The following is a 21,309-nucleotide window of genomic DNA, read 5'->3' as shown; positions in this document are numbered from 1 at the left end:
CATTGTAGCGACGCATCCCCGGCGAATGGACCCCGTCCACAAAAAACCCGCCCATTCGGGGCGGGTTCGGTTAACACGGCGACCGTGGGGAGCGCTTCTCTTTTCAAGCAGGGGCCGCGGGTCCGGCTCCGCCGGCCCGCAGGCGCAGCGGCCCCCTCGGGGGGCAGCGCAGTACGCGGAGCGACAAGCGTGGGGGCTAACCTTTTCTTGCCTGGGCAATCAGGTAGTCGGTGACCAGCAGGGCACGTTCCATGGTCTGCGTCAGAGAGCCAGAGGTGAAATAGCGCCCGGCGACGCCGAGTGCCGGAACGCCGTCGATCTTGTAGGCGTCCTGCAACTGCGTGGCCTTGCGGGCTTTGGTTGCCACTGAAAACGAGTTGTAAATCTCAAGGAATTTCGTTTTGTCGATGCCCTGCTTCTCAGCCCAGGCAGCGATCAATTCGGGGGTGTTGAGCAGTTGTTTTTCCACATGGATGGCGTAAAACACCTTTTTGTGCAGCTCTTCCACCTTGTTCATGGTTTCGAGCACATAAAAAAGACGCTGTTGGGGCTCGAAATCCGGGCGGAAGGCAATCGGCACGCGGCGAATCACCACGTCTTTCGGTGCTTTTTTGATCCACTCTTCCAGGGCCGGCTCAAAACGGTTGCAGTGGGGGCAGCTGTACCAGAAAAATTCCACCACCTCCACCTTGCCGGCCGGCGCCTCGACCGGCGCCCGCTTGTCAAGTACCAGGTAGTCGCTGCCCGCTTTGGGCGCCTGGCCCTGGGCCTGCGCTGAAGCGGCAAAAATACTTAAGGAAGCGGCGGCGGCCACCGAAGCGGCTGACATCGAAAATTCACGTCGTTGCATCAATCATTTCTCCGTTTATTGGTACGCTGGTACGCAAGGTTTGATACCCAGGCGCCAGAAAGTTCAGCGCTGGACCCGAACCAGGGCAGTTTCCACACCGCTGCCGTCGAGTCGTTCCTTGGCCTTCTCGGCCTCGTCCTTCTTGTCGAACGGCCCCAGACGCACGCGGTACACGGTGCGGCCTGATTGCTCGCGCTCGGTCACTTTGGCTTCCATGCCCATCAGGGAAATTTTGGCTCGCTGCTGTTCAGCGTCTTCCGGCGTGCGGAAGGCGCCGACCTGCACAAAATAATTGAACGGCTCGCTGCCGGACGGGGCCACGGCCACCACCGGGGGCGCTGCCGGGGCAGCGAGCCGGGCTTTCGCCAGGTCGCCAATCGGGTCCGCCGAGGCCGGCGCGGGTTTGGCGACCGGGCTGGCCGGATCGGGCGCTGGCTTCTGGGGCGTGCCATCAGACACCGGCCCGCCGGTGGTGGGCTTGGCTGGATTTTTCCCCTGCAAAAGGGCATTCGGGTTCCAGTCGCGGTTTTTCTTGGCCTCTGCCGCGTCATGGTCGGGGGTGCGGGACTGGCCCTTGTTCATGAAGGGAATCGGCACCTTGGTGACATACACGGCCACTGCCAGGGCCGCACCCAGGCCGATCAGCGCACCAATGATGAGGCCCAGCAGGGTTCCGCCGCGTTGTGTGTTCATGCCTTGCCGGGTGATAGGGAAATTGCGCGCCATGGTTTCGTCGTTCCTTACATCTTGTGCGGGGCGTCAACGCCCAGCACAGCCAGACCATTGTGCAACACCTGCGCCGTGGCAGCGACGAGCGCCAGACGCGCCAGCTTGACCACCTCGTCCTCGACCAGAATGCGCTCGGCATCGTAATAGCTGTGGTAGCAGGCGGCCAGTTCGCGCAGGTAAAAAGCCACGTCGTGCGGCGCAAAACCGGTGGCGGCATTGGCCAGCATGTCGGGGTATTTGGCCATCAGCAGCATCAGCGCCTGTGCCTGCGGGCTGCTCAGGGCTGACAGGTCCGCGCCCTTGAGTGTGGCCGCGTCGCCGCCCCAGGCGGCCAGCACGGAACAGATGCGGGCGTGGGCATACTGCACGTAATACACCGGGTTTTCATTGTTCTTCGCCAGAGCCAGGTCAATGTCAAACACATACTCGGTATCGGGCTTGCGGCTGAGCAGAAAAAAGCGCACCGCATCCTTGCTGGTCCACTCGATCAGGTCGCGCAGCGTGACATAACTGCCGGCGCGCTTGGAGATTTTCACTTCCTCGCCGTGGCGCATCACACGCACCATGGTGTGCAACACATAGTCGGGGTAGCCCTCGGGGATGCCGGCGCCAGCCGCCTGTAAACCGGCACGCACACGGGCAATCGTGCCGTGGTGGTCCATGCCCTGGATGTTGATGGCCTTGGTAAAACCCCGCTCCCATTTGGCAAGGTGGTAGGCGACGTCGGGCACAAAGTAGGTGTAGCTGCCGTCGCTTTTTTTCATCACGCGGTCTTTGTCGTCGCCGTAATCGGTGGACTTCAGCCAGAGTGCGCCGTCCTGCTCATAGGTTTTGCCGGCAGCTTTCAGCTTTGCAACTGTCGATTCAACCCGGCCCGAGCTGTACAGGCTGGACTCGAGGTAGTAATTGTTGAAGCCGACGGAAAAAGCCTTCAGGTCCAGGTCCTGCTCATGGCGCAGGTAGGCCACGGCAAACTGGCGGATCGCGTCGATATCCTCAATGTCGCCCGAGGCGGTGAACTCACGGTCGTCGGACTTGACGGTCTTTTTGGCGATGAAATCGCGCGCAATGTCGTCAATGTAGTCACCGTTGTAAGCAGGCTCGGGCCACAGCGCATCGCCAGGCTTCAACCCTTTGGCGCGGGCCTGCGTGCTGGTGGCCAGCGTGTGGATCTGCACGCCGGCATCGTTGTAATAAAACTCGCGGTAGACATTCCAGCCCTGGGTGGCAAACAGGTTGCAGATCGCATCGCCCAGCGCGGCCTGCCGGCCGTGACCCACATGCAGCGGGCCGGTCGGGTTGGCGGAGACGAACTCGACAATCATGCGGCGCGCCTCTTCCGCGGGCTTGACACCGTACTGGCCGCCGGCCGTAAGAATCTCGCGCACGGTGGCTTGTTTGGCGGCGGGTTTGAGCCGGAAATTGATGAAGCCCGGCCCGGCAACCTCGATTTCATCAACCCAACTTAGGTAAGCAGGTGCCAGACGCAGCGTGGCACTCAGGCTCTCGGCCACCTGGCGCGGGTTGAGCTTGAGTGGTTTGGCCAGCTGCATGGCGGCGGTAGACGCAAAGTCACCGTGGGCCGCCACCTTGGGCGACTCAAAGGCAGCCTTGGCACCGGCGCCGGGTGAAAGCTTTTCCAGCTCTGCGGCCAGGACTGCGAGCAATTCTTGTTTGACTAGGAGCATGCGCTGATTTTAAGGGCGGGCGCCCTGGCTGCACCTGGACCAGCCGGCCATGGCAAAATACGGCTTCATTCAAGAGAGTGTTTGCGCCGCCAGGGCGCAAACCGCCGAAGGCGCAATCTCCCATGATCGCTCAGGCTCCCGTATTGAATGAACCACGCCGAATCTGGAGAGAGTTGTCGCGCCATGCGGCAACCACCGAAGGAGCAAAGCCTGCCCAGCGCCGAATGCGCTGCGGGTTGAATCTCTCAGGTACCAAGGACAGTGGGAGCGGCACCTTGACGGGTGTCCGCTGCCGCCTTGAAATGCTACTCATTTCATAGCTGCTTGCGCTTACCCAGCAGGGGCTTGCGACCTTTTTTCCTTGGAATTTTCATGAAAGTCACTGTTTTGGGTGCCGGTGTCACCGGCATCACCTCTGCCTGGTTTCTGCACCAGGCCGGCCACGAAGTCACCGTCATCGACCGCCAGCCCGGCGCGGGGCTGGAAACCAGCTTTGCCAACGGCGGGCAGGTCTCCGTCAGCCACGCCGAACCCTGGGCCAACCCGGGTGCGCCGCTGAAAGTACTGAAATGGTTGATGCGCGAAGACGCCCCACTGCTGTTTCGCCTGCGCCCCGATCTGAACCAGTGGCTCTGGGGCCTGGACTTTCTGCGCAACTGCACGCCGGGCCGCACGCGCCACAACATCAAGCAGATGGTGAACCTGGGCCTGTACAGCCGCGCCACGCTGCAGCAGCTGCGCGCCGCCACCGGCATCGACTACCAGCAGAAAACCGAAGGCATCCTGCACTTCTATACCAGTGAAAAAGAGTATGCCGATGCGCAAGCTCCAGCTGCATTGATGCGCGAGTACGGCTGCGAACTCGACATGAAAACGCCGGACGAATGCATCGCCATTGAACCGGCACTGGCCGCCACCCGCGACAAGCTGGTGGGCGGCAGCATGACGGCCAGCGACGAGTCTGGCGATGCGCACCAGTTCACCGCGAAGCTGGCGGCCCTGTGCGCCTCCGCCGGCGTTGAGTTTCTGTACAACACCCGCATCGTCGGCGCGCGCAAGGAAGGTGACTCCCTGCTCGGCGTACAGATCGCCAACGCCGACGGCATCGTCAGCGAGGTCCAGTCTGACGCCTATGTGATGTGCCTGGGTGCCTACAGTCCGCAGTGGGCGCGCTTGCTGGGCCAGACGCTGCGCATCTATCCGGCCAAGGGTTATTCGGTGACCCTGCCGGTGATCAATGAAGCGGCGTCGTTCAATGTCTCGCTGACCGACGATGAGTACAAACTGGTGTTTTCCCGACTGGGCAACCGGCTGCGGATTGCGGGCACAGCCGAGCTCGGCGGCTACAACACCGAGTTGAACCTGGTGCGCTGCGAGGCCATTGTGCGGCGCGTACGCCAGCTGTTCCCGGAGATGACGAACGGGCAAAACGCGCAATACTGGACCGGGCTCCGGCCTGCCACGCCATCCAATGTGCCTTACATCGGTACTTCAGCAACCCGCAAGCTGTTCCTCAACACCGGGCACGGCACGCTGGGCTGGACACATGCCTGCGGCTCTGGCGCGGCGATTGCCGACATCGTGAGCGGGCGGGCGCCCGAAGTTGACTTTGCCTTCACTGGTATGAAGCAGGAATACAGGCAAGTCTCGCTGGGCAAACCGGCAGCGGCTCAGTCCTGAGCCAGGCGGTTTGCGGACCGTACTCTACCGTTTATCAAAAACCGCGGGCCAGGAACACCGCGGCCAAGGGGATAAAAGGCAGGATGTGCGCCTGCACTATGACCAGCTTGCGTGCTTTCTGGACCGCCGCCGCATCGGGCAAGGCACCGCTCGCACGCAGCTCACGCTGCCAGCGGGCGAACATCAGCGTGGGCTTGATGGACAGCAGCCCGATGGCGACGAACAGCGCCAGCTTGACGTAAAGCAGCGGATTGGTGGCATACCAGCCCATGCCCTTGGCGCCCAGGAAGACGCGCAGCAAACCGGTCAGAAAAACGGCAACGGCTGCCATGGCGTAGATCAGGTCGATCTTGCGCAGGCGCTCGACCACTGCCGCGTTGAGCCATTCAGAACGGCACAGGGCCGCTTCGCTGGCAAGAAACACCACCATGGTGAGGATGGCCAGGATATGGGCGTAGGCGAGCAGGGCTTCCAGTGTCATGCGATGTCCTTTTTCAGCGGCGCGAAGCGCGCAAGCTGGCCCAGAACTCGGCCTGGCCATAGTTGTGCTTGAGGAAATCTATCCATAAACGCACCCGCAGCGGCAGGTGCTTGCGCTGGGGAAACACAGCGTAAATGCCGTTCGGTGGCGCATCGAAATCCTGCAGCAGCGCCACCAGTTTGCCTTCTGCAATTTCAGCCTCAACCTCCCAGGTGCTGCGCCAGGCAATGCCATACCCCGCCATGCACCAGTCATGCAGGACCTGGCCGTCCGAGCAGTCGAGTGGCCCACCGGGTTTGAGGTGCACCACTTCGTAGTCGCCGTCAGCCAATGCATCCTCCAAGACGCCGTCCTGTTGTCGCCCTGGAGTGTTGCGCGGTACGCGAAACGCCCATCCGCGGGTTTGTGAAGCGTCGCTGGACAAAGTCAGGCAGTCAAACTTCGCCAGGTCGGTCGGATGCTGCGGCGTGCCGTGGCGTTTGAGATAGCCGGGGGTGGCCACGCACAGGCGGCGGTTGTCAGCCATGCGCACACTGACGAGTGAGGAGTCGGGCAGGTCGCCCACACGCACTGCGCAGTCAAACCCCTCGCCCGCCAAGTCAACCACGCGGTCGCTGAGGTTGAGCGAGATCGTGACATCGGCGTGCAACTCGCGAAAGCGCGGCACCAGCGGTGCCACATGGCGGCGTCCGAAACCGGCGGGCGCCGTGATGCGCAGGTGCCCGCTGGCCTTGACGCCACCGGCCGAAACACTGGCCTCCGCATTGGCAACGTCAATCAGCAGGCGCTGGCAGTCTTCAAGAAAAGCACTGCCTTCGTGCGTCAGCGTGATGCGGCGCGTGGTGCGCACCAGCAGCTTGACACCCAGCCGCTCCTCCAGCGCATCCAGCCGGCGGCCCATGATGGCCGGAGCCACACCCTCGGCGTTGGCAGCGGCAGTCAGGCTGCCGCGCGTGGCCACCGAGACGAAGGATTCCATCTGCTTGAGCTTGTCCATGGCCCGCGATTATGCGCACGAAAGGTGGCAATGGGTGCGCGAAGGTCTTTTATTGCCCCACGGCCACCACGCCACCTGCGACCAGTGCAGCCACCTCCGCCTCGCTGTAACCCAGGCTGGCCAGGAGGCTGCGGCTGTGCTCACCCAGCGCTGGCGGGTTCAGGCGAACGCCGGGGCGCTCGCCGGCCAGGGTCAGCGGCAGCAGCGGCACCTGCGTTGTGCGGCCGTCAGGCAGTGTCAGGGGCGCCAGCCCGCCCGTCTGCTGCAGGTGCGGGTCGTCAAAGAGCTCTTCGGGCCGGGTGATGGGCGCAAACGGCAGACCATGCAGCTCGAACAGCGCGCTGAGCTCCGCCGCTGTTCGCGGCGCCAGCCGTTCGCGCAGCAGCGGCAGCAGCCAGTTGCGCGCACGAACCCGGTCGTTGTTGCTGGCCAGCCGGCGGTCGGCGCGCAGGTCGGCGAAACCGAAGGCATCGCAAAACAGCTGCCACTGGGTGTCGCTGACCACAGCCAGGAAGACCTGCACGCCGTCCCGCACGGTGAACACGTCGTAAATGCCCCAGGCCGAAATGCGCCCCGGCATGGGCGCCGCCGGCTGGCCGGTCACGGCGAACTGCATCATGTGCTGGGCCACAAGGAACACATTGTTTTCAAACAGTGCGGCCTGCACCTCCTGGCCCTTGCCGGTTTTTTCGCGTGCGGCCAGCGCGGCCATGGCGCCGATGGCGCCGAACATGCCGCCCATGATGTCGTTGACGCTGGCGCCGGCACGCAGCGGGTCGCTGGGCCGGCCCGTCATGTAGGCCAGGCCGCCCATCATCTGCACCACTTCATCGAGGGCCGTGCGGTGGTCGTAGGGGCCGGGCAGGAAACCCTTGTGGCTCACGTAGATCAGCCGCTCGTTCAGTTTCGCTAGGCTGGCGTAGTCCAGCCCCAGCTTTTTCATGGTGCCGGGCTTGAAGTTTTCGCTGACGATGTCGGCGGTGGCAATCAGGCGCAGCGCTGCCTCGCGGCCCTCGGGCTGCTGCAGGTCCAGCGCCATGCTTTTCTTGTTGCGGTTGAACATCGGGAAAAAGCCGGCGCCCGAGCCCAGCAGCCGGCGCGTGTTGTCGCCGGCCAGGGGCTCGACCTTGATCACCTCGGCCCCCAGGTCGGCCAGCACCATGCCGCAGGTTGGCCCCATGACCATGTGGGTGAATTCAACGACGCGGATGCCTGCATAGGGCAGGTTTTTTTGTTCAGCGAAAGCAGTGGCTTCAGGCATAAGCCGCTCTCTGCACAAAACCTTTGGGCAGGCCGGCCTCGGGCGTCATGCCATAGACCGGTTCGCCCGGCAGCCCGGCCTGCAACGGCTCGCGTGCGGCCATCAGCTTCGCCAGGTTCACGCCGGTGGAGACACCCATGGCCTCGAACATGAACACCAGGTCTTCCGTCACCACGTTGCCCGACGCGCCCGGCGCATACGGGCAGCCACCCAATCCGCCCAGGGATGCGTCAAAAATGCGCACACCTTCGTCCCAGGCAGCCAGGCAATTGGCCAGGCCCAGGCCACGCGTGTTGTGCATGTGTGCGGCGCCCGCTTTGTCGCCAATCTCGGCGCGCAGCCTTCTGAAAAGCCGGTGCACCTGCGCGGGGTTGGCATAACCGACCGTGTCCGACAAGCCGCATTCGTCCGCACCCGCCGCCACGCATTGCGCGGCCAGGCGGATCACGTCATCCTCGGGCACTTCTCCCTGCATAGTGCAGCCGAAAGCGGTCGAAATGCCGGCCTCCAGCTTGGCCTGAGGCGCCAGCGCTCGGCGCAGCGCGGCAATGGCGCTTACCTCCTCGATCATCTCCTCGCGCGTCTTGCGCACATTGGCCAGCGAGTGAGCGGCGCTGGCCGACACCGGCACCGTCAGCTTGTGCACGCCGGCTTCCAGCGCGCTTTGCGCTCCGCGGCGGTTCGGCACCAGCGCCATCACGGTCAGGCCCGGCAGGCTCAAGGCATGTTGCACCACCTCGGCGGCGTCCGCCATCTGCGGAAGGTGTTTTGCCGGCACAAAGGAGGCGACCTCGATCTCGCGCAGGCCGGCATCGTACAGGGCCGTGATCCAGCGCAGCTTGTCGGCGGTGGCCATGGTGCGCGAGACGCTTTGAAGGCCGTCACGCGGACCGACCTCGCTGATCAGCACATGGTTTGGAAGGGCGGCTTGCATGATGTTCATTGTTCTATAAGATAGAACTTGATTCTTTCTATTAGAGTATTGACGCAAGGCCTTGTCTCTGTCAAGCAAAGCCCCGAACAGGAGAGCTGCCATGCCGCGCAAAGCCCGTACCGAGTCCATCGCCGATGCCCACGCCGCCCCGGGCGGTGCCGCCGCCGTGGACCGCGCACTCACGCTGCTGTCGGCGTTCAGGTCGGGCGACAGTGCGCTAGGCCTGGTCGAGTTGGCGCAGCGCACGCAGCTGTACAAAAGCACGGCGCTGCGGCTGCTGGCTTCACTGGAACATGCGCGGCTGATACAGAAACTTGACGACGGCCGTTATGCGCTGGGCGCCGAAGTGGCCCGGCTGCATGGCGTGTATGCCGCCTCGTTTTCGCTGGAGCAGGTGGTGCTGCCAGTGCTGCGCGACCTGGTCGCCGCTACCGGCGAAAGCGCGGCCTACCATGTGCGCCAGGGGGAAGCCCGGCTGTGCCTGTACCGGGTGGACTCGCCGCACCCTATCCGCGACCACATCCGGGCCGGCGATGTGCTGCCGGCCGACCGCGGCACGGGTGCTCGTGTTTTGATAGCATTCTCTCCCCGTGGAATAAGGGCTGAAGGCCAAAAAGACCATAAATTGTACGTAAAGATCCGGGAGCAAGGCTACTACACAGCCATCGGCGACCGCCTGGCCGAAGTGGCGGGCATTTCAGCACCCGTGTTCAAGGCCGACGGCACGCTGGCCGGGGCGCTGACACTGACTATGCCGGCCAATCGCTATACCGAAGGCCATGTCAAACCCGTGCTCGAAGCCACACGGCGCCTGGCAGGCCAGGTCTGAAAATCACCCGCGGTGGCCTGCAGGCGTAACGGCGTTCAGGCTGGCGCAGCGAGCGGCGTGACGCGCCACTGGATGTTGAGGGAAAGCTGCTCATTCTGGCCAAGCACACGCAGGCCGGGCTGGCCTTGAATGTGAAAAGCATCAATGGGTTGCGTGATGGGCTCAAAACAGAAAGCCGGGCCCTGCGGCGGCCGGTAGATCAAACAGAAGTGCTGTGCGGCGCCGCCGTCCTGCTCAAAGTCCGGCATGCTGGCCGTGAGCTGCAAGCCCAGCTCGGGCCAGGCGATGCTGGCCTTGCCCCCCCAGCCGGTGTAGCCGTTGTCAATGAGTGGGCCATTGGCCGGCGCACCTTCGTTCAGGTCCCAGCTCGCCGGAAAGTCTGTCGTGTGCGCAACCGGTAGCGGATCGTCACCGCACAGCCAGACGCCCTCCACCGGCGCGCTGATCCGCGTTGCCGGCGTGCGGGGAAACCAGGGGTGCACGCCCAGGCCGTAAGGCAGCGGCGCATTGCCCAGATGGCGCACCTGCACCCGCTGGTCCAGCCCGCCATCCACGAGCCGGAAGGTCTGCACAGCTTCGTAGTCATAGGGGTTGCCGTCGAAACGGTGCGATGCCAGCGTCATCACCAGCGTGTCGGCGGCCGGCTGCGAGATTTGCCAGGGCTGCAACCAGCCGTCGCCGTGAATGGGATACGGCTCGCCCGCACGGTTCGGCCGCATGGCGTGGAACTGCCCCGCGTGCGTGAAGCCGCCGCCGCTGATGCGGTTGGACCAGGGCACCATGGCAAACGAAGCTGTCTGGTAAAGATCGGTCGTCTTGCCGTCCCAGGGCCGCCAGAGGTCGAGGCGGCCTTGCGGGCGGTCGAGTTGCCAGGCAGCCACGCTGCCGCCCAGCGAGGGCACCAGGCCCAGGTGCTGGCCGGCGTGATGCAGCCAGATGACGGGATGTGCGGGCTCGGTCATGGAAGAACTTTCACGGTAAAACAATGATGGTTGAAACAGGCTGCACGGCCATCACCCGCCAAACATACCGGCGGGCAAGCCCGGGCTGTCGACGGCAACGGCAAACAGGCCACCGGCGAGAGGCTCGGCGGCAAGCTGTTCAGGCGTGAGCCCGACTCGGGCGGTGGTAATAAAAAGGGTGCGCAGATCCGGCCCGCCAAAGGCGCAGTTGGTCACATGGCTTGTGGGCAGCGGCACGCGGCAGAGTTCCTGCGCACTCACGGGATCATGGCAGCTGATGCAGGCGCCGCCCCAGTGGGCAATCCACAACCGGCCGGCAGCGTCCGTGGTCATGCCATCAGGCACACCGTCGCCGGGCGCAAAGGCCAGCCAGAGCCGCCTGTTTGAAAGCGTTCCTGTGGCGCCCTCGAAGTCATACGCATAAACGCGGCCATTGACCGTGTCGTTGAAGTACAGGGTGCGGCCATCGGCCGACCAGGTCGGGCCATTGGTCACCGCGAAGCCATCGTCGTGACGAGTGCAGCTGCCGTCCGGGTCATACCGGTAAAGCGCACCGGTGGGCGCCAGGCAGTCGAAGTCCATGGTTCCGCCCCAGAAGCGGCCTTGCGCATCACACTTGCCATCGTTGAAGCGGTTGCCCGGCAATGCCGGCTCGGGCTGGTGCAGATAACGGGGTTCACTGTCGGCCGCAGGGTCAAACAGCGCGAAGCCGCGCCGCATGGTCACGATCAGTCCGGGCGCGCCGGCCCGTTCGGCCAGCGCGGAAATTTCCTCGGAGAAAGACCAGGTGGTGCGTGTGACACTGGTCGGGTGATAGCGATGCAGGCGGCGCGCAAGAATGTCCACCCAGTACAAGGCCTGCTCTCGCTGCGACCACAAGGCACCTTCGCCCAACCGCGCCCCGGCTGGGTTGACACATTCGACAGCCCCCAGCACCGGCGCGGTGAGGGGCTGTCGATCTGTGCCTGCGGAAGTGTCCGAAATCGGGCTCATTCATGTCTCCAGGTTGCTGGTATGGGATGGGCCGTTCAAGAGGTCCTCTTGACGCGATGCATCATATCAATGCATAGTGATGTTGGAAACTTATTCTTTTTATATTTATTGATACACAAATTGCAATGTCAAACAATTCAAGCCCTTCCCGCGTGCGCACAGCCCCTGCAAGCGGCACCTTGTCCCACTTTCCCAGCCTGAACAAGCGGTCTGTTTTTGTCACTGGGGGCGGAAGCGGCATAGGCGCCGCCATCGTGACGGCATTTGCGCAGCAGGGCGCGCGCGTGGCTTTTATCGACGTCGCGAAGGAGGCCAGCGAGGCGCTGGCAGAACAGCTCGCGCAAGCGGGGCATGATCGGCCATGGTGGCGTGCCTGCGATGTCCGGGATGTGGCGGCGCTGCAGGCGGCCATCAGCGACGCGGCGAGCGAGCTTGGCGACTTCTCCGTACTGGTGAACAACGTTGCCAGCGACGACCGGCACAGCCTGGAGTCGGTGACGCCGGCTTATTACGACGAACGCATGGCGATCAATGAACGGCCCGCCTTTTTCGCCATCCAGTCGGTGGTGCCGGGCATGCAGCGGCTGGGCGCCGGCTCCATCATCAATCTGGGCTCGACCGGCTGGCAAGGCAAGGGCGCCGGCTACCCCTGTTATGCCGTAGCCAAATCGTCAGTGAACGGCCTGACCCGCGGGCTCGCGAAAACGCTGGGCCAGGACCGCATCCGCGTCAACACCGTGTCGCCGGGCTGGGTCATGACTGAGCGGCAGATCAAGCTCTGGCTGGATGCCGAGGGCGAAAAGGAAATCCAGCGCAACCAGTGTCTGCCCGACAAGCTGCTGCCCCATGACATCGCGCGCATGGTGCTGTTCCTGGCCTCTGACGACGCCGCCATGTGTACCGCGCAGGAGTTCAAGGTGGACGCCGGCTGGGTGTGATCTTCAGGCCCTAATCCACTTCCAGCTTGCGCCCGTAAAGCGTCAGGCTCGCCGCCTTCAGTGCCTTCATCATGACCTTGGCCGCGGGGGAAGGCAGCCGGTCGGTGCGGGTGATGATGCCGAAGGCGTCCATGTGACAAGGCATGGCCAGCGGCAACACGGAAACAATGCCGTGCGCCGCGTAATACCGCGCCACATCGGCCGCCAGCACGGCCACTATGTCGCTTTGCTGCAGCATGCGCGTGATGAACAGCAGTGCCGAGGACTCGATCACGTTGATCGGCGGCGCGAGCCCGTCTTCCCGGAACATCAGTTCGAAGCGGTGCCTCAGGACACTGCCCCCAGGTGGCACAATCCAGCCGGCCGCCACCACATCGCGCAGGGTCAGGGCCGTCATGCCCAGCAAGGGGTGCCCCGGCCGCGCCACGGCGCACACCGGCTCCTCGGTCAAGGGCTCGTAGCGCAGGTTCGTCTTGTCGTGCTCTGCAAAGAGGCGCGCCACGAGGATGTCGAGCTTGCCCTGCTCCAGCCGCTCCAGCAGCACCGGGCTGGTTTCGATGTCCAGTGAAATGCGCAGGCTCGGGTGCTGCTGCTTGACAAGGGCCACCGCGGGCGGCAGCAAAGCCAGCCCGGGCGAGGTGATTGCGCCTATGCCGACCTGCCCGAAGTGGCCGGTTTTGAGCGCGGTGAGTTCGTCATGCGCCTGGTTCAGGCTGGCCAGCGCCATGCGTGCGTGCCGGATCATGGTTTCGCCATACCACGTCGGCCGCATGCCCCTGGGCAAGCGCTCGAACAGCGGCACTTCCAGAACATCTTCCAGATCCTTGAGCAGCTTGGAAGCCGCCGGCTGCGTCATGCTGAGCACCTGCGCGGCACGATGGATATTGCCCTCTTCGGCCAGAGCCACCAGCAGCAACAGTTGCCGGGTTTTGAGCCGTGCGCGTATGAACCAGTGGTTGTAAGTGCTCATCGGGTTTTCCAGAATGCATGGATTGATATGCATTTTGTCAAAAAAATGATTGGATTGATATCAAAATCAATCCTAGACTTCAGGCCGATATGAAAAAGAGGCTTTCATGAAGTTTGGCGAGATGCAGCAAAATGCCCGGCACTACATCAATGGCCGCTGGGAAACCGGCACCACTACCGGGATCAGCGAGAACCCTTCGAATACCCGGGAGGTGGTGGCCGAGTACGCACGGGCCGACCGCAACCAGACCGAACTGGCGATCCGGGCCGCTTCCGAGGCCCTGCCGCACTGGAGCCACAGCACGCCGCAGCGCCGCGCCGACGTGCTCGACCAGATAGGCAGTGAAATCCTGGCGCGCAAGGACGAGCTGGGCATGCTGCTGGCGCGGGAAGAGGGAAAAACGCTGCCGGAAGGCATCGGCGAGGTGGCGCGCGCCGGGCAGATCTTCAAATTCTTCGCGGGCGAGGCGCTGCGCATTCCCGGTGAAACCATGGCCTCGGTCCGGCCGGGCATCCAGGTGGACGTCACCCGGGAACCCGTTGGCGTGGTGGGAATCATTGCACCGTGGAATTTTCCTTTTGCCATACCGGCCTGGAAAATCGCGCCGGCACTGGCCTACGGCAATACCGTGGTATTCAAGCCAGCCGAGCTGGTACCCACCTGCGGTTGGGCGCTGGCAGAAATCATCAGCCGCTGCGGGCTCCCGGCCGGTGTCTTCAACCTGGTCATGGGCAGCGGCCGCGAAGTCGGGCAAACGCTGGTGGACCATCCGCTGGTCAACGCCTTGAGCTTCACCGGCTCAGTGGCGACCGGTGAACGCATTCTCCAGTCCGCCGCGGCGCGCCGTGCCAAGGTGCAACTGGAAATGGGCGGCAAAAATCCATTGGTGGTTCTGGCTGACGCCGATCTCGACCAGGCGGTCGAATGCGCCGTGCAAGGCTCTTACTTCTCGACCGGCCAGCGCTGCACGGCATCGAGCCGCCTGATTGTTGAAGCGCCGGTGCATGATGCTTTTGTGGCCCGGCTGCGGAACCGCCTGGCAGGGCTCAAGGTCGGCCACGCGCTGGAACGCGGTATCGACATGGGGCCTGTGGTTGACCGCGGCCAGCTTGAACAGAATCTGTCTTACCTGGACATTGCGCGCAACGAAGGTGCCGAGCATGTCTGGGGCGGTGAGTTGCTGGAGCGCCCGACACCGGGGCACTACATGAGCCCGGCACTGTTCCTGGCCCGGCCGGAACACCGCGTCGCGCGCGAGGAAATTTTCGGACCCATTGCCTGCGTGCTGCGCGCCGACGACTATGAACAGGCCCTGGCCCTGGCCAACGACACGCCTTTCGGCCTGTGTGCGGGCATCTGCACCACCTCGCTCAAACACGCCACTCATTTCAAGCGCCACGCCGAGGTCGGCATGACCATGGTCAACCTGCCCACCGCCGGCGTCGACTTCCACGTGCCATTTGGCGGCCGAAAAGGGTCGAGTTATGGCTCGCGTGAGCAAGGCCGCTACGCCGCGGAGTTTTATACCACTGTAAAGACCGGCTACGTGCTAGCCTGAGCTACTGAAGATCACCAGAAAGCTGTTAGTTTTATTTCAACCAAGGAGACAATATGAAGCTGAATCGTCGCACCCTCGCTGCCGCACTTGCCTGTGCGCCCCTTGCCGGCCTGCTGCCGGCCTCGGTCCTGGCCCAGAAACCCATTGTGCTGGGCTTCAGCCAGGTCGGAGCCGAAAGCGAATGGCGTACCGCCAACACCGAGTCAATCAAATCGGCCGCCAAGGAGGCCGGTATCGAACTCAAGTTCTCGGATGCACAGCAGAAGCAGGAAAACCAGATCAAGGCGATCCGCTCCTTCATCGCGCAAAAAGTGGACGTGATCGCGTTTTCCCCCGTGGTCGAATCGGGCTGGGAAACCGTGCTACGTGAAGCCAAGGCAGCCAAGATCCCCGTCGTGCTGACCGACCGTGCGGTGAACACCAAGGACACCTCGCTGTACGTCTCCTTCATGGGCTCTGACTTCGTGGAGGAAGGCCGCAAGGCAGGCCGCTGGCTGGTCGAGAAAATGAAGGACCAGAAAGGCGACGTGAACATCGTCGAATTGCAGGGCACAGTGGGCTCAGCGCCGGCCATCGACCGCAAGAAGGGTTTTGAGGAAATCATCAAGGCCGACCCCAAGTTCAAGATCATCCGTTCGCAGACCGGCGACTTCACCCGCGCCAAGGGCAAAGAAGTGATGGAAGCCTTCCTCAAGGCCGAAGGCAAGAAAATCAACGTGCTCTACGCGCACAACGACGACATGGCCATCGGCGCGATCCAGGCCATCGAGGAAGCGGGTATGAAACCGGCCAAGGACATCGTCATCATTTCGATCGATGCGGTTAAAGGCGCCTTCGAGGCCATGATGGCCGGCAAGCTCAATGTCTCGGTGGAGTGCAGCCCGCTGCTTGGTCCGCAGCTGATGTCGGCCGTGAAAGACATCAAGGCCGGCAAGCCGCTTCAGAAACGTATCGTTACCGAAGAAGGTATTTTTCCTATGGAAGTAGCCGCCAAGGAATTCCCCAAGCGTAAGTACTGATCCGCATTCGCAGCGGTGCGCCCGATACTCGAGCGCACCCCCTCATATTCCAAGGAGACAACTTCATGAAACGTACATTTCTTCAGGCCGTACTAGCCGGGCTCGTCCTGGGCACTCTTGGCGTCGCGCCATCGGCCTGGGCACAAGACAAGGGCAGCATCGGCATTTCGATGCCGACCAAGTCCTCGGCCCGCTGGATCGCCGATGGCGACAACATGGTCAAGGTGCTCAAGGAGCGCGGCTACAAGACGGACCTGCAGTACGCTGACGACGACATCCCGAACCAGCTGGCCCAGATCGAGAACATGATCACCAAGGGTGTGAAAGTTCTGGTGATCGCCTCCATCGACGGCACCACGCTGTCCAAGGCATTGCAGAACGCGGCCGACAAGGGTGTCAAGGTCATCGCCTACGACCGGCTGATCAAGGGTTCGAAAAACGTGGACTACTACGCCACATTCGACAACTTCCAGGTCGGTGTGCTGCAGGCCACGTCCATTGTCGACAAGCTGGGGCTGAAGCAGGGCAAGGGGCCCTTCAACATCGAGCTCTTCGGCGGATCGCCAGACGACAACAACGCCTTTTTCTTCTATGACGGCGCCATGAGCGTTCTCAAACCCTACCTGGACAGCGGAAAGCTGGTGGTGCGCAGCAAGCAGATGGGCATGAACAAGGTGGGCACTCTGCGCTGGGACGGCTCGGTGGCGCAGGCGCGCATGGACAACCTGCTGTCGGCCTATTACGGCAAGGACAAGATCCACGCGGTGCTGTCGCCCTACGATGGCCTGTCCATCGGCATCCTGTCGTCCCTCAAAGGCGTGGGTTACTGCACCGCGCAGCAACCTTGCCCGGTGGTCAGCGGCCAGGACGCAGAAATCCCCTCCGTCAAATCCATTTTGAAAGGCGAGCAGTACTCCACCGTGTTCAAGGACACGCGCGAGCTGGCCAAGGTGACCGCCAACATGGTGGACGCCACACTCTCCGGCAAACAACCCGAAATCAATGACACCAAGACCTACAACAACGGCGTGAAGGTGGTGCCCTCCTACCTGCTCAAGCCGGTGGCAGTGGATGCCTCCAACTGGAACGCGGTGTTGATAGGCAGCGGGTACTACAAGGAGGCACAGGTCAAGTAATTCCAGTTCTAAATCATCCGTGCACTTTGTCGGCTTCGCTAGCCGTACGTCTGTACTGTCGTCGCTTCGCCTTCGCGTTCACGAATGATGTAGAAAAGGAGTAACCCATTGAAGCAGACGTCTCGCGCCGCAAGGCACGGGGCTGTCTGCGCTCAAAGGGGTGAATCACTTTGCGCCAAAGGACAGGCATTGGAAACGATTCTCGAGATGCGCGACATCCGCAAAACCTTTCCGGGGGTGGTCGCGCTGGACAAAGTCAACCTGCGCGTGCGCGCCGGTGAAATTCACGCTCTCGTCGGCGAAAACGGGGCCGGCAAATCAACCTTGATGAAAGTGCTTTCGGGGGTCTATCCGCATGGCTCCTACAGCGGCGAGATCGTCTACGAAGGGCAGGAACGCCGTTTCCTGGGTATCCATGACAGCGAGCAGCTGGGCGTCATCATCATCCATCAGGAACTGGCACTGGTACCCCTGCTGTCAATTGCGGAGAACATCTTCCTGGGCAAGGAAACCGCAAAACACGGCGTGATCGACTGGATGGCTGCACACAGCAAGACGCAGGCCTTGCTGAAAAAAGTGGGGCTCAAGGAGTCGCCCGCCACGCTGATCACCGACATCGGTGTGGGCAAGCAGCAGCTGGTGGAAATTGCCAAGGCGCTGTCGCGGCAAGTGAAGCTGCTCATCCTCGACGAACCGACGGCCAGCCTCAACGAAATCGACAGCCAGGCGCTGCTCGACCTGTTGCTGGAGCTCAAAGGCCAGGGCATCACCTGCATCCTGATCTCGCACAAACTCAACGAAATCTCGCGTGTGGCCGACGCCATCACCATCCTGCGCGACGGCAGCACGGTGGAAACACTCGATTGCCGCGCCGACTCCGTCACCGAAGACCGCGTGATCCGCGGCATGGTGGGCCGGGAAATGGCCGACCGCTACCCCCCCCGCCAGCCGCAAATTGGCGAGACCGTGTTTGAAGTGCGCGACTGGAACGTCTACCACCCGCTGCATACCAACAGGCTATTCATCAAGGACGTCAACCTCCAAGTGCGCCGCGGCGAGATTGTGGGCATCGCCGGGCTCATGGGTGCCGGCCGCACCGAACTGGCGATGAGTATTTTTGGCCGCTCGTGGGGCCGCCGCATCAGCGGCCAGGTGCTGCTCTATGGCCAAGCCATCGACGTGAGCACGGTTGGAAAAGCTGTTCGCCATGGTCTGGCCTATGTCACCGAAGACCGCAAGGGCAACGGCCTGGTGCTGAACGAAGACATCCAGTTCAATGTGTCGCTGGCCAATCTCGACGGTGTGTCAACCGCAGCCGTGATCGACAGCGGCCGTGAATACGGGGTCGCGCAGCGCTACCGGGAAAAACTTCGCATCCGCTGCTCGGGCATCGGCCAGAAAACCGTCAACCTTTCCGGAGGTAACCAGCAGAAAGTGGTGCTCAGCAAATGGCTTTTCACCAACCCTGAAGTCCTCATCCTGGATGAGCCCACACGCGGCATCGATGTAGGCGCCAAGTACGAGATCTACACCCTCATCGCCCAGCTTGCGGCGGAGGGGAAATGCGTGATCTTCATTTCCTCGGAAATGCCCGAATTGCTGGGCATGTCGGATCGCATCTACGTGATGAACGAAGGCCGGTTCATCGCCGAGATGCCGACCGCGGAAGCCTCCCAGGAAAAAATCATGCGAGCGATCGTTAAAGCGAGCTGAGAAGATGCAAAACGAACACCCCAACACCACCCCCAAGGCTGCCGAGCCAGCCTCCAGCGGCGACAAATCAGCGCTCGACTACCTGAAGCACAATTTTCGTGAATACGGCATGCTGATCACGCTGGTGGCCATCATGGCCTTCTTCCAGTACATGACCGAGGGCACGCTGATGCAGCCCCTCAACCTCACCAATCTCGTGCTGCAAAACAGCTACATCGTCATCATGGCGCTGGGCATGCTGATGGTCATCGTGGCGGGGCACATCGACCTGTCGGTAGGCTCGGTGTGCGGCTTCATAGGCGCTCTGGCAGCCGTGCTGATGGTGCAGTACGAGTGGCATTTTGTGCCTGCCTCGCTGCTGTGCCTGGCCTGCGGCGCGCTGATAGGTGGGACCCAGGGCTGGTTCATCGCTTTCTTCCGCATTCCCTCCTTCATTGTCACGCTCGCAGGCATGCTGGTGTTCAAGGGGCTGGCGCTGGCGCTGCTGCAGGGACAGTCGGTGGGCCCTTTCCCCGACGCCTTCCAGATGCTTAGCTCCGGCTTCATGCCTGACCTGCTGAACGTCGAGGGGCTGCGCATGACGTCCCTGTTGCTGGGCGTGGGGGTGGCGGCCCTGCTGGCGGTGGCTGGCCTGCGCACGCGGGCCAATCAGCTCAAACACGGCATCCAGGCCGAGCCTGCAGTCATCTTCTTCACCAGGACGGCCGTGTTTGCCGCCTTGCTGGTTTACTTCAGTTACCTGCTGGCTTCGTACAAAGGCCTGCCCAACGTGCTGATCGTGATGGCACTGCTGATTTTCCTGTTCAACTTCGTCACCAGCCGCACGACCATAGGCCGGCGGGTCTATGCCCTGGGCGGCAACGAAAAGGCTGCCAAACTCTCGGGCATCAAGACCGAGCGCCTGGCCTTCTACACCTTCATCAACATGGGCATGCTGGCGGCGCTGGCGGGCCTGGTGTTCGCGGCACGCCTGAACACGGCCACGCCCAAAGCCGGCCTGGGCTTCGAGCTGGACGTGATCGCCGCGTGTTTCATCGGCGGGGCTTCGGCCTCGGGCGGTGTGGGCAAGGTCATGGGGGCGGTGATTGGCGCCTTTGTGATGGGTGTGATGAACAACGGCATGTCCATCCTGGGCGTCGGCATCGATTACCAGCAAGTCATCAAGGGTGTGGTGCTGCTGGCTGCGGTGTTTGTCGACGTCTACAACAAGAACAAGGCATGAGCTGCCCGGCCGCTCCGAAGGCAAATACCGCAGCGCATGGCGCGGAGATTGCCCTATGAACCAGGCCGGTGTCCAGCCCGTTCTCGAACTCACGGGCATCCACAAGCAGTTCGCCGGCATCCCGGCACTGCACGATGTGCGCTTGCGCCTGTACCCCGGTGAAATTCATGCGTTGATGGGCCAGAATGGCGCGGGCAAGTCCACGCTGATCAAGGTGCTCACCGGCGTGCTGGAGGCCAGCGGCGGGCACATGTTGCTGGCCGGCCAGCCTGTGTGGCCCGGCTCGCCCCTGGCCGCGCAGCGGCTGGGCATCAGCACGGTCTACCAGGAAGTCAACCTCTGCCCCAACCTCTCGGTGGCGGAAAACATCTTTGCGGGCCGTTATCCGCGCCGCGGCATGACGCAAGGCTACCGCATCGACTGGGCCACGCTGAACCGCCGCGCGCACGAGCTGGTCGCGCGCATCGGCCTGGACATTGATGTCACGCGCCTGCTGTCCAGCTACCCGGTTGCCGTACAGCAGCTGGTGGCCATAGCGCGCGCCATCAACATCGAATCGAAAGTGCTGATTCTCGACGAGCCGACCTCCAGCCTGGACGACGAGGAAGTGCAAAAACTCTTCGAGGTGCTGCGCCGCCTGCGTGCTGACGGCCTCGCCATTGTTTTTGTGACCCATTTCCTGAACCAGGTCTATGCGGTGTCGGATCGCATCACCGTGCTGCGCAACGGCTCCTGGGTGGGCGAATGGCCAGCCAGCGAATTGGGCCCTCAGGCCCTGATCGCGGCCATGCTAGGCCGGGAACTGGCGGCGCAGTCCGCCGGGGTTGCGGTTTCTCCGGCCTTTGATGAAACCGCGACAGCCCTCCTGCAGGCCGAAGGCCTGGGACAGGCCGGCCAACTGCAACCCGTGGACCTGCGTGTACGTGCCGGCGAAGTGGTGGGCCTGGCCGGGTTGCTGGGCGCGGGTCGCACCGAACTGGCGCGGCTGTTGTTCGGCCTGGAAACGCCTGATCGCGGCGTACTCAGGATCGATGGCCAGACGGTCACGTTTTCCAGCCCTGCCGACGCCATCCGGCACGGCCTGGCGCTGTGTCCGGAGGAGCGCAAGACCGATGGCATCGTGGCCGAGCTGTCGCTGCGCGAAAATATCGCGCTCGCGCTACAGGCCCGCATGGGTGTGCGCCGCTTTTTGTCGCGAGCCGAACAGACCACATTGGCCGAACGTTTTGTTCAGGCACTGGACATCAAGACCCCGAGTGTGGACACGCCGATCGGCTTGCTGTCAGGCGGCAATCAGCAAAAAGCCATGATTGCGCGCTGGCTTGCGACCGAACCGCGCCTGCTGATCC

19 protein-coding genes and 1 riboswitch are annotated in these 21,309 nt (G+C 62.8%); of the genes, 9 read left to right on the top strand and 10 right to left on the bottom strand.

What is annotated here, in order from left to right:
* Positions 1 to 196 precede the first annotated feature (196 nt).
* The 3 genes from ABI660_RS07830 to argS form a co-directional block, all read right to left on the bottom strand.
* Entirely contained in the window at positions 197 to 850 is a 654-nt protein-coding gene (locus ABI660_RS07830) for a thiol:disulfide interchange protein DsbA/DsbL (RefSeq protein WP_348066602.1), read from the bottom strand.
* A 63-nt stretch (positions 851 to 913) separates the two neighbouring features.
* Entirely contained in the window at positions 914 to 1,576 is a 663-nt protein-coding gene (locus ABI660_RS07825; RefSeq protein ID WP_348066600.1) for an SPOR domain-containing protein, read from the bottom strand.
* Between the two features lie 14 nt (positions 1,577 to 1,590).
* Entirely contained in the window at positions 1,591 to 3,267 is a 1,677-nt protein-coding gene (argS, locus tag ABI660_RS07820; protein WP_348066598.1) for an arginine--tRNA ligase, read from the bottom strand.
* 60 nt (positions 3,268 to 3,327) lie between these two features.
* Positions 3,328 to 3,423, top strand: a riboswitch (glycine riboswitch).
* A gap of 216 nt (positions 3,424 to 3,639) precedes the next feature.
* Between argS and ABI660_RS07815 the strand changes: the two genes are divergently transcribed.
* Entirely contained in the window at positions 3,640 to 4,947 is a 1,308-nt protein-coding gene (locus ABI660_RS07815; protein WP_348066596.1) for a D-amino acid dehydrogenase, read from the top strand.
* Between the two features lie 34 nt (positions 4,948 to 4,981).
* Here ABI660_RS07815 and ABI660_RS07810 read toward each other — a convergent pair whose 3' ends face one another.
* Genes ABI660_RS07810 through ABI660_RS07795 form a run of 4 tightly spaced genes read right to left on the bottom strand, consistent with a single transcriptional unit; the run spans position 4,982 to position 8,629 of the window.
* Positions 4,982 to 5,428 carry a DUF2214 family protein gene (locus tag ABI660_RS07810; RefSeq protein WP_348066594.1) on the bottom strand — a complete coding sequence of 149 codons (447 nt, stop codon included), beginning with the start codon at positions 5,426 to 5,428 and terminating at the stop codon, positions 4,982 to 4,984.
* Positions 5,429 to 5,441: 13 nt separating this feature from the next.
* Positions 5,442 to 6,425 carry a LysR family transcriptional regulator gene (locus ABI660_RS07805; RefSeq protein WP_348066592.1) on the bottom strand — a complete coding sequence of 328 codons (984 nt, stop codon included), beginning with the start codon at positions 6,423 to 6,425 and terminating at the stop codon, positions 5,442 to 5,444.
* Positions 6,426 to 6,474: 49 nt separating this feature from the next.
* Positions 6,475 to 7,686 carry a CaiB/BaiF CoA-transferase family protein gene (locus tag ABI660_RS07800; RefSeq protein ID WP_348066590.1) on the bottom strand — a complete coding sequence of 404 codons (1,212 nt, stop codon included), beginning with the start codon at positions 7,684 to 7,686 and terminating at the stop codon, positions 6,475 to 6,477.
* Positions 7,679 to 8,629 (bottom strand): hydroxymethylglutaryl-CoA lyase, encoded by a 951-nt coding sequence (locus ABI660_RS07795; RefSeq protein WP_348066588.1) that lies wholly within the window; start codon positions 8,627 to 8,629, stop codon positions 7,679 to 7,681. Before ABI660_RS07795 ends, ABI660_RS07800 begins: the two co-directional genes overlap by 8 nt.
* Before the next feature lie 91 nt (positions 8,630 to 8,720).
* Between ABI660_RS07795 and ABI660_RS07790 the strand changes: the two genes are divergently transcribed.
* Entirely contained in the window at positions 8,721 to 9,449 is a 729-nt protein-coding gene (locus tag ABI660_RS07790; RefSeq protein WP_348066586.1) for an IclR family transcriptional regulator, read from the top strand.
* Positions 9,450 to 9,484: 35 nt separating this feature from the next.
* Here the strand turns inward: ABI660_RS07790 and ABI660_RS07785 are convergent, their stop codons facing one another.
* Positions 9,485 to 10,411 carry an aldose 1-epimerase gene (locus ABI660_RS07785; RefSeq protein WP_348066584.1) on the bottom strand — a complete coding sequence of 309 codons (927 nt, stop codon included), beginning with the start codon at positions 10,409 to 10,411 and terminating at the stop codon, positions 9,485 to 9,487.
* Between the two features lie 51 nt (positions 10,412 to 10,462).
* Positions 10,463 to 11,404 carry an SMP-30/gluconolactonase/LRE family protein gene (locus tag ABI660_RS07780; RefSeq protein WP_348066582.1) on the bottom strand — a complete coding sequence of 314 codons (942 nt, stop codon included), beginning with the start codon at positions 11,402 to 11,404 and terminating at the stop codon, positions 10,463 to 10,465.
* A gap of 125 nt (positions 11,405 to 11,529) precedes the next feature.
* On the opposite strand from ABI660_RS07780, the gene ABI660_RS07775 reads away from it, so the two are divergent.
* Positions 11,530 to 12,342: an SDR family oxidoreductase gene (locus ABI660_RS07775; protein WP_348066580.1), complete on the top strand. Its 813-nt coding sequence runs from the start codon at positions 11,530 to 11,532 to the stop codon at positions 12,340 to 12,342.
* A 10-nt stretch (positions 12,343 to 12,352) separates the two neighbouring features.
* Here ABI660_RS07775 and ABI660_RS07770 read toward each other — a convergent pair whose 3' ends face one another.
* The gene (locus tag ABI660_RS07770; protein ID WP_348066578.1) at positions 12,353 to 13,312 is read right to left on the bottom strand and encodes a LysR family transcriptional regulator; all 960 of its coding nucleotides are present in this window, start codon (positions 13,310 to 13,312) and stop codon (positions 12,353 to 12,355) included.
* A gap of 106 nt (positions 13,313 to 13,418) precedes the next feature.
* Here ABI660_RS07770 and ABI660_RS07765 point away from each other — a divergent pair, with 106 nt between their 5' ends.
* From ABI660_RS07765 to ABI660_RS07740, 6 genes are all read left to right on the top strand, one after another.
* Positions 13,419 to 14,870 (top strand): aldehyde dehydrogenase family protein, encoded by a 1,452-nt coding sequence (locus ABI660_RS07765; RefSeq protein ID WP_348066576.1) that lies wholly within the window; start codon positions 13,419 to 13,421, stop codon positions 14,868 to 14,870.
* 53 nt (positions 14,871 to 14,923) lie between these two features.
* The gene (locus tag ABI660_RS07760; RefSeq protein WP_348066574.1) at positions 14,924 to 15,889 is read left to right on the top strand and encodes an ABC transporter substrate-binding protein; all 966 of its coding nucleotides are present in this window, start codon (positions 14,924 to 14,926) and stop codon (positions 15,887 to 15,889) included.
* 65 nt (positions 15,890 to 15,954) lie between these two features.
* Complete coding sequence (gene chvE, locus ABI660_RS07755; protein ID WP_348066572.1) at positions 15,955 to 17,025, top strand: multiple monosaccharide ABC transporter substrate-binding protein; 1,071 nt, start codon at positions 15,955 to 15,957, stop codon at positions 17,023 to 17,025.
* Positions 17,026 to 17,232: 207 nt separating this feature from the next.
* Positions 17,233 to 18,738, top strand: a complete 1,506-nt coding sequence (mmsA, locus tag ABI660_RS07750) for a multiple monosaccharide ABC transporter ATP-binding protein (RefSeq protein ID WP_348066672.1) — start codon at positions 17,233 to 17,235, stop codon at positions 18,736 to 18,738.
* A 4-nt stretch (positions 18,739 to 18,742) separates the two neighbouring features.
* The gene (gene mmsB / locus ABI660_RS07745) at positions 18,743 to 19,960 is read left to right on the top strand and encodes a multiple monosaccharide ABC transporter permease (RefSeq protein WP_348066570.1); all 1,218 of its coding nucleotides are present in this window, start codon (positions 18,743 to 18,745) and stop codon (positions 19,958 to 19,960) included.
* A 55-nt stretch (positions 19,961 to 20,015) separates the two neighbouring features.
* Positions 20,016 to 21,309: sugar ABC transporter ATP-binding protein (locus tag ABI660_RS07740; RefSeq protein WP_348066568.1), on the top strand; the 1,294-nt coding region annotated here is incomplete at its 3' end.

The organism is Polaromonas sp. (genome assembly GCF_039930745.1).
Lineage (GTDB): Bacteria > Pseudomonadota > Gammaproteobacteria > Burkholderiales > Burkholderiaceae_C > Polaromonas.
The sequence above is the reverse complement of the archived record's forward strand: the minus strand, read 5'-3'. Positions and strand labels throughout refer to the sequence as shown.

What these genes read in the sequence shown, in the direction of transcription:
- ABI660_RS07815 (WP_348066596.1), top strand. Translation starts at nt 3,640, where the DNA reads ATGAAAGTCACTGTTTTGGGTGCCGGTGTCACCGGCATCACCTCTGCC.
- ABI660_RS07795 (WP_348066588.1), bottom strand. Translation starts at nt 8,629, where the DNA reads ATGAACATCATGCAAGCCGCCCTTCCAAACCATGTGCTGATCAGCGAG.
- ABI660_RS07775 (WP_348066580.1), top strand. Translation starts at nt 11,530, where the DNA reads ATGTCAAACAATTCAAGCCCTTCCCGCGTGCGCACAGCCCCTGCAAGC.
- ABI660_RS07770 (WP_348066578.1), bottom strand. Translation starts at nt 13,312, where the DNA reads ATGAGCACTTACAACCACTGGTTCATACGCGCACGGCTCAAAACCCGG.
- mmsB (WP_348066570.1), top strand. Translation starts at nt 18,743, where the DNA reads ATGCAAAACGAACACCCCAACACCACCCCCAAGGCTGCCGAGCCAGCC.
- ABI660_RS07805 (WP_348066592.1), bottom strand. Translation starts at nt 6,425, where the DNA reads ATGGACAAGCTCAAGCAGATGGAATCCTTCGTCTCGGTGGCCACGCGC.
- ABI660_RS07760 (WP_348066574.1), top strand. Translation starts at nt 14,924, where the DNA reads ATGAAGCTGAATCGTCGCACCCTCGCTGCCGCACTTGCCTGTGCGCCC.
- argS (WP_348066598.1), bottom strand. Translation starts at nt 3,267, where the DNA reads ATGCTCCTAGTCAAACAAGAATTGCTCGCAGTCCTGGCCGCAGAGCTG.
- ABI660_RS07825 (WP_348066600.1), bottom strand. Translation starts at nt 1,576, where the DNA reads ATGGCGCGCAATTTCCCTATCACCCGGCAAGGCATGAACACACAACGC.
- ABI660_RS07790 (WP_348066586.1), top strand. Translation starts at nt 8,721, where the DNA reads ATGCCGCGCAAAGCCCGTACCGAGTCCATCGCCGATGCCCACGCCGCC.
- ABI660_RS07780 (WP_348066582.1), bottom strand. Translation starts at nt 11,404, where the DNA reads ATGAGCCCGATTTCGGACACTTCCGCAGGCACAGATCGACAGCCCCTC.
- ABI660_RS07785 (WP_348066584.1), bottom strand. Translation starts at nt 10,411, where the DNA reads ATGACCGAGCCCGCACATCCCGTCATCTGGCTGCATCACGCCGGCCAG.
- ABI660_RS07830 (WP_348066602.1), bottom strand. Translation starts at nt 850, where the DNA reads ATGCAACGACGTGAATTTTCGATGTCAGCCGCTTCGGTGGCCGCCGCC.
- ABI660_RS07800 (WP_348066590.1), bottom strand. Translation starts at nt 7,686, where the DNA reads ATGCCTGAAGCCACTGCTTTCGCTGAACAAAAAAACCTGCCCTATGCA.
- mmsA (WP_348066672.1), top strand. Translation starts at nt 17,233, where the DNA reads ATGCGCGACATCCGCAAAACCTTTCCGGGGGTGGTCGCGCTGGACAAA.
- ABI660_RS07765 (WP_348066576.1), top strand. Translation starts at nt 13,419, where the DNA reads ATGAAGTTTGGCGAGATGCAGCAAAATGCCCGGCACTACATCAATGGC.
- ABI660_RS07810 (WP_348066594.1), bottom strand. Translation starts at nt 5,428, where the DNA reads ATGACACTGGAAGCCCTGCTCGCCTACGCCCATATCCTGGCCATCCTC.
- chvE (WP_348066572.1), top strand. Translation starts at nt 15,955, where the DNA reads ATGAAACGTACATTTCTTCAGGCCGTACTAGCCGGGCTCGTCCTGGGC.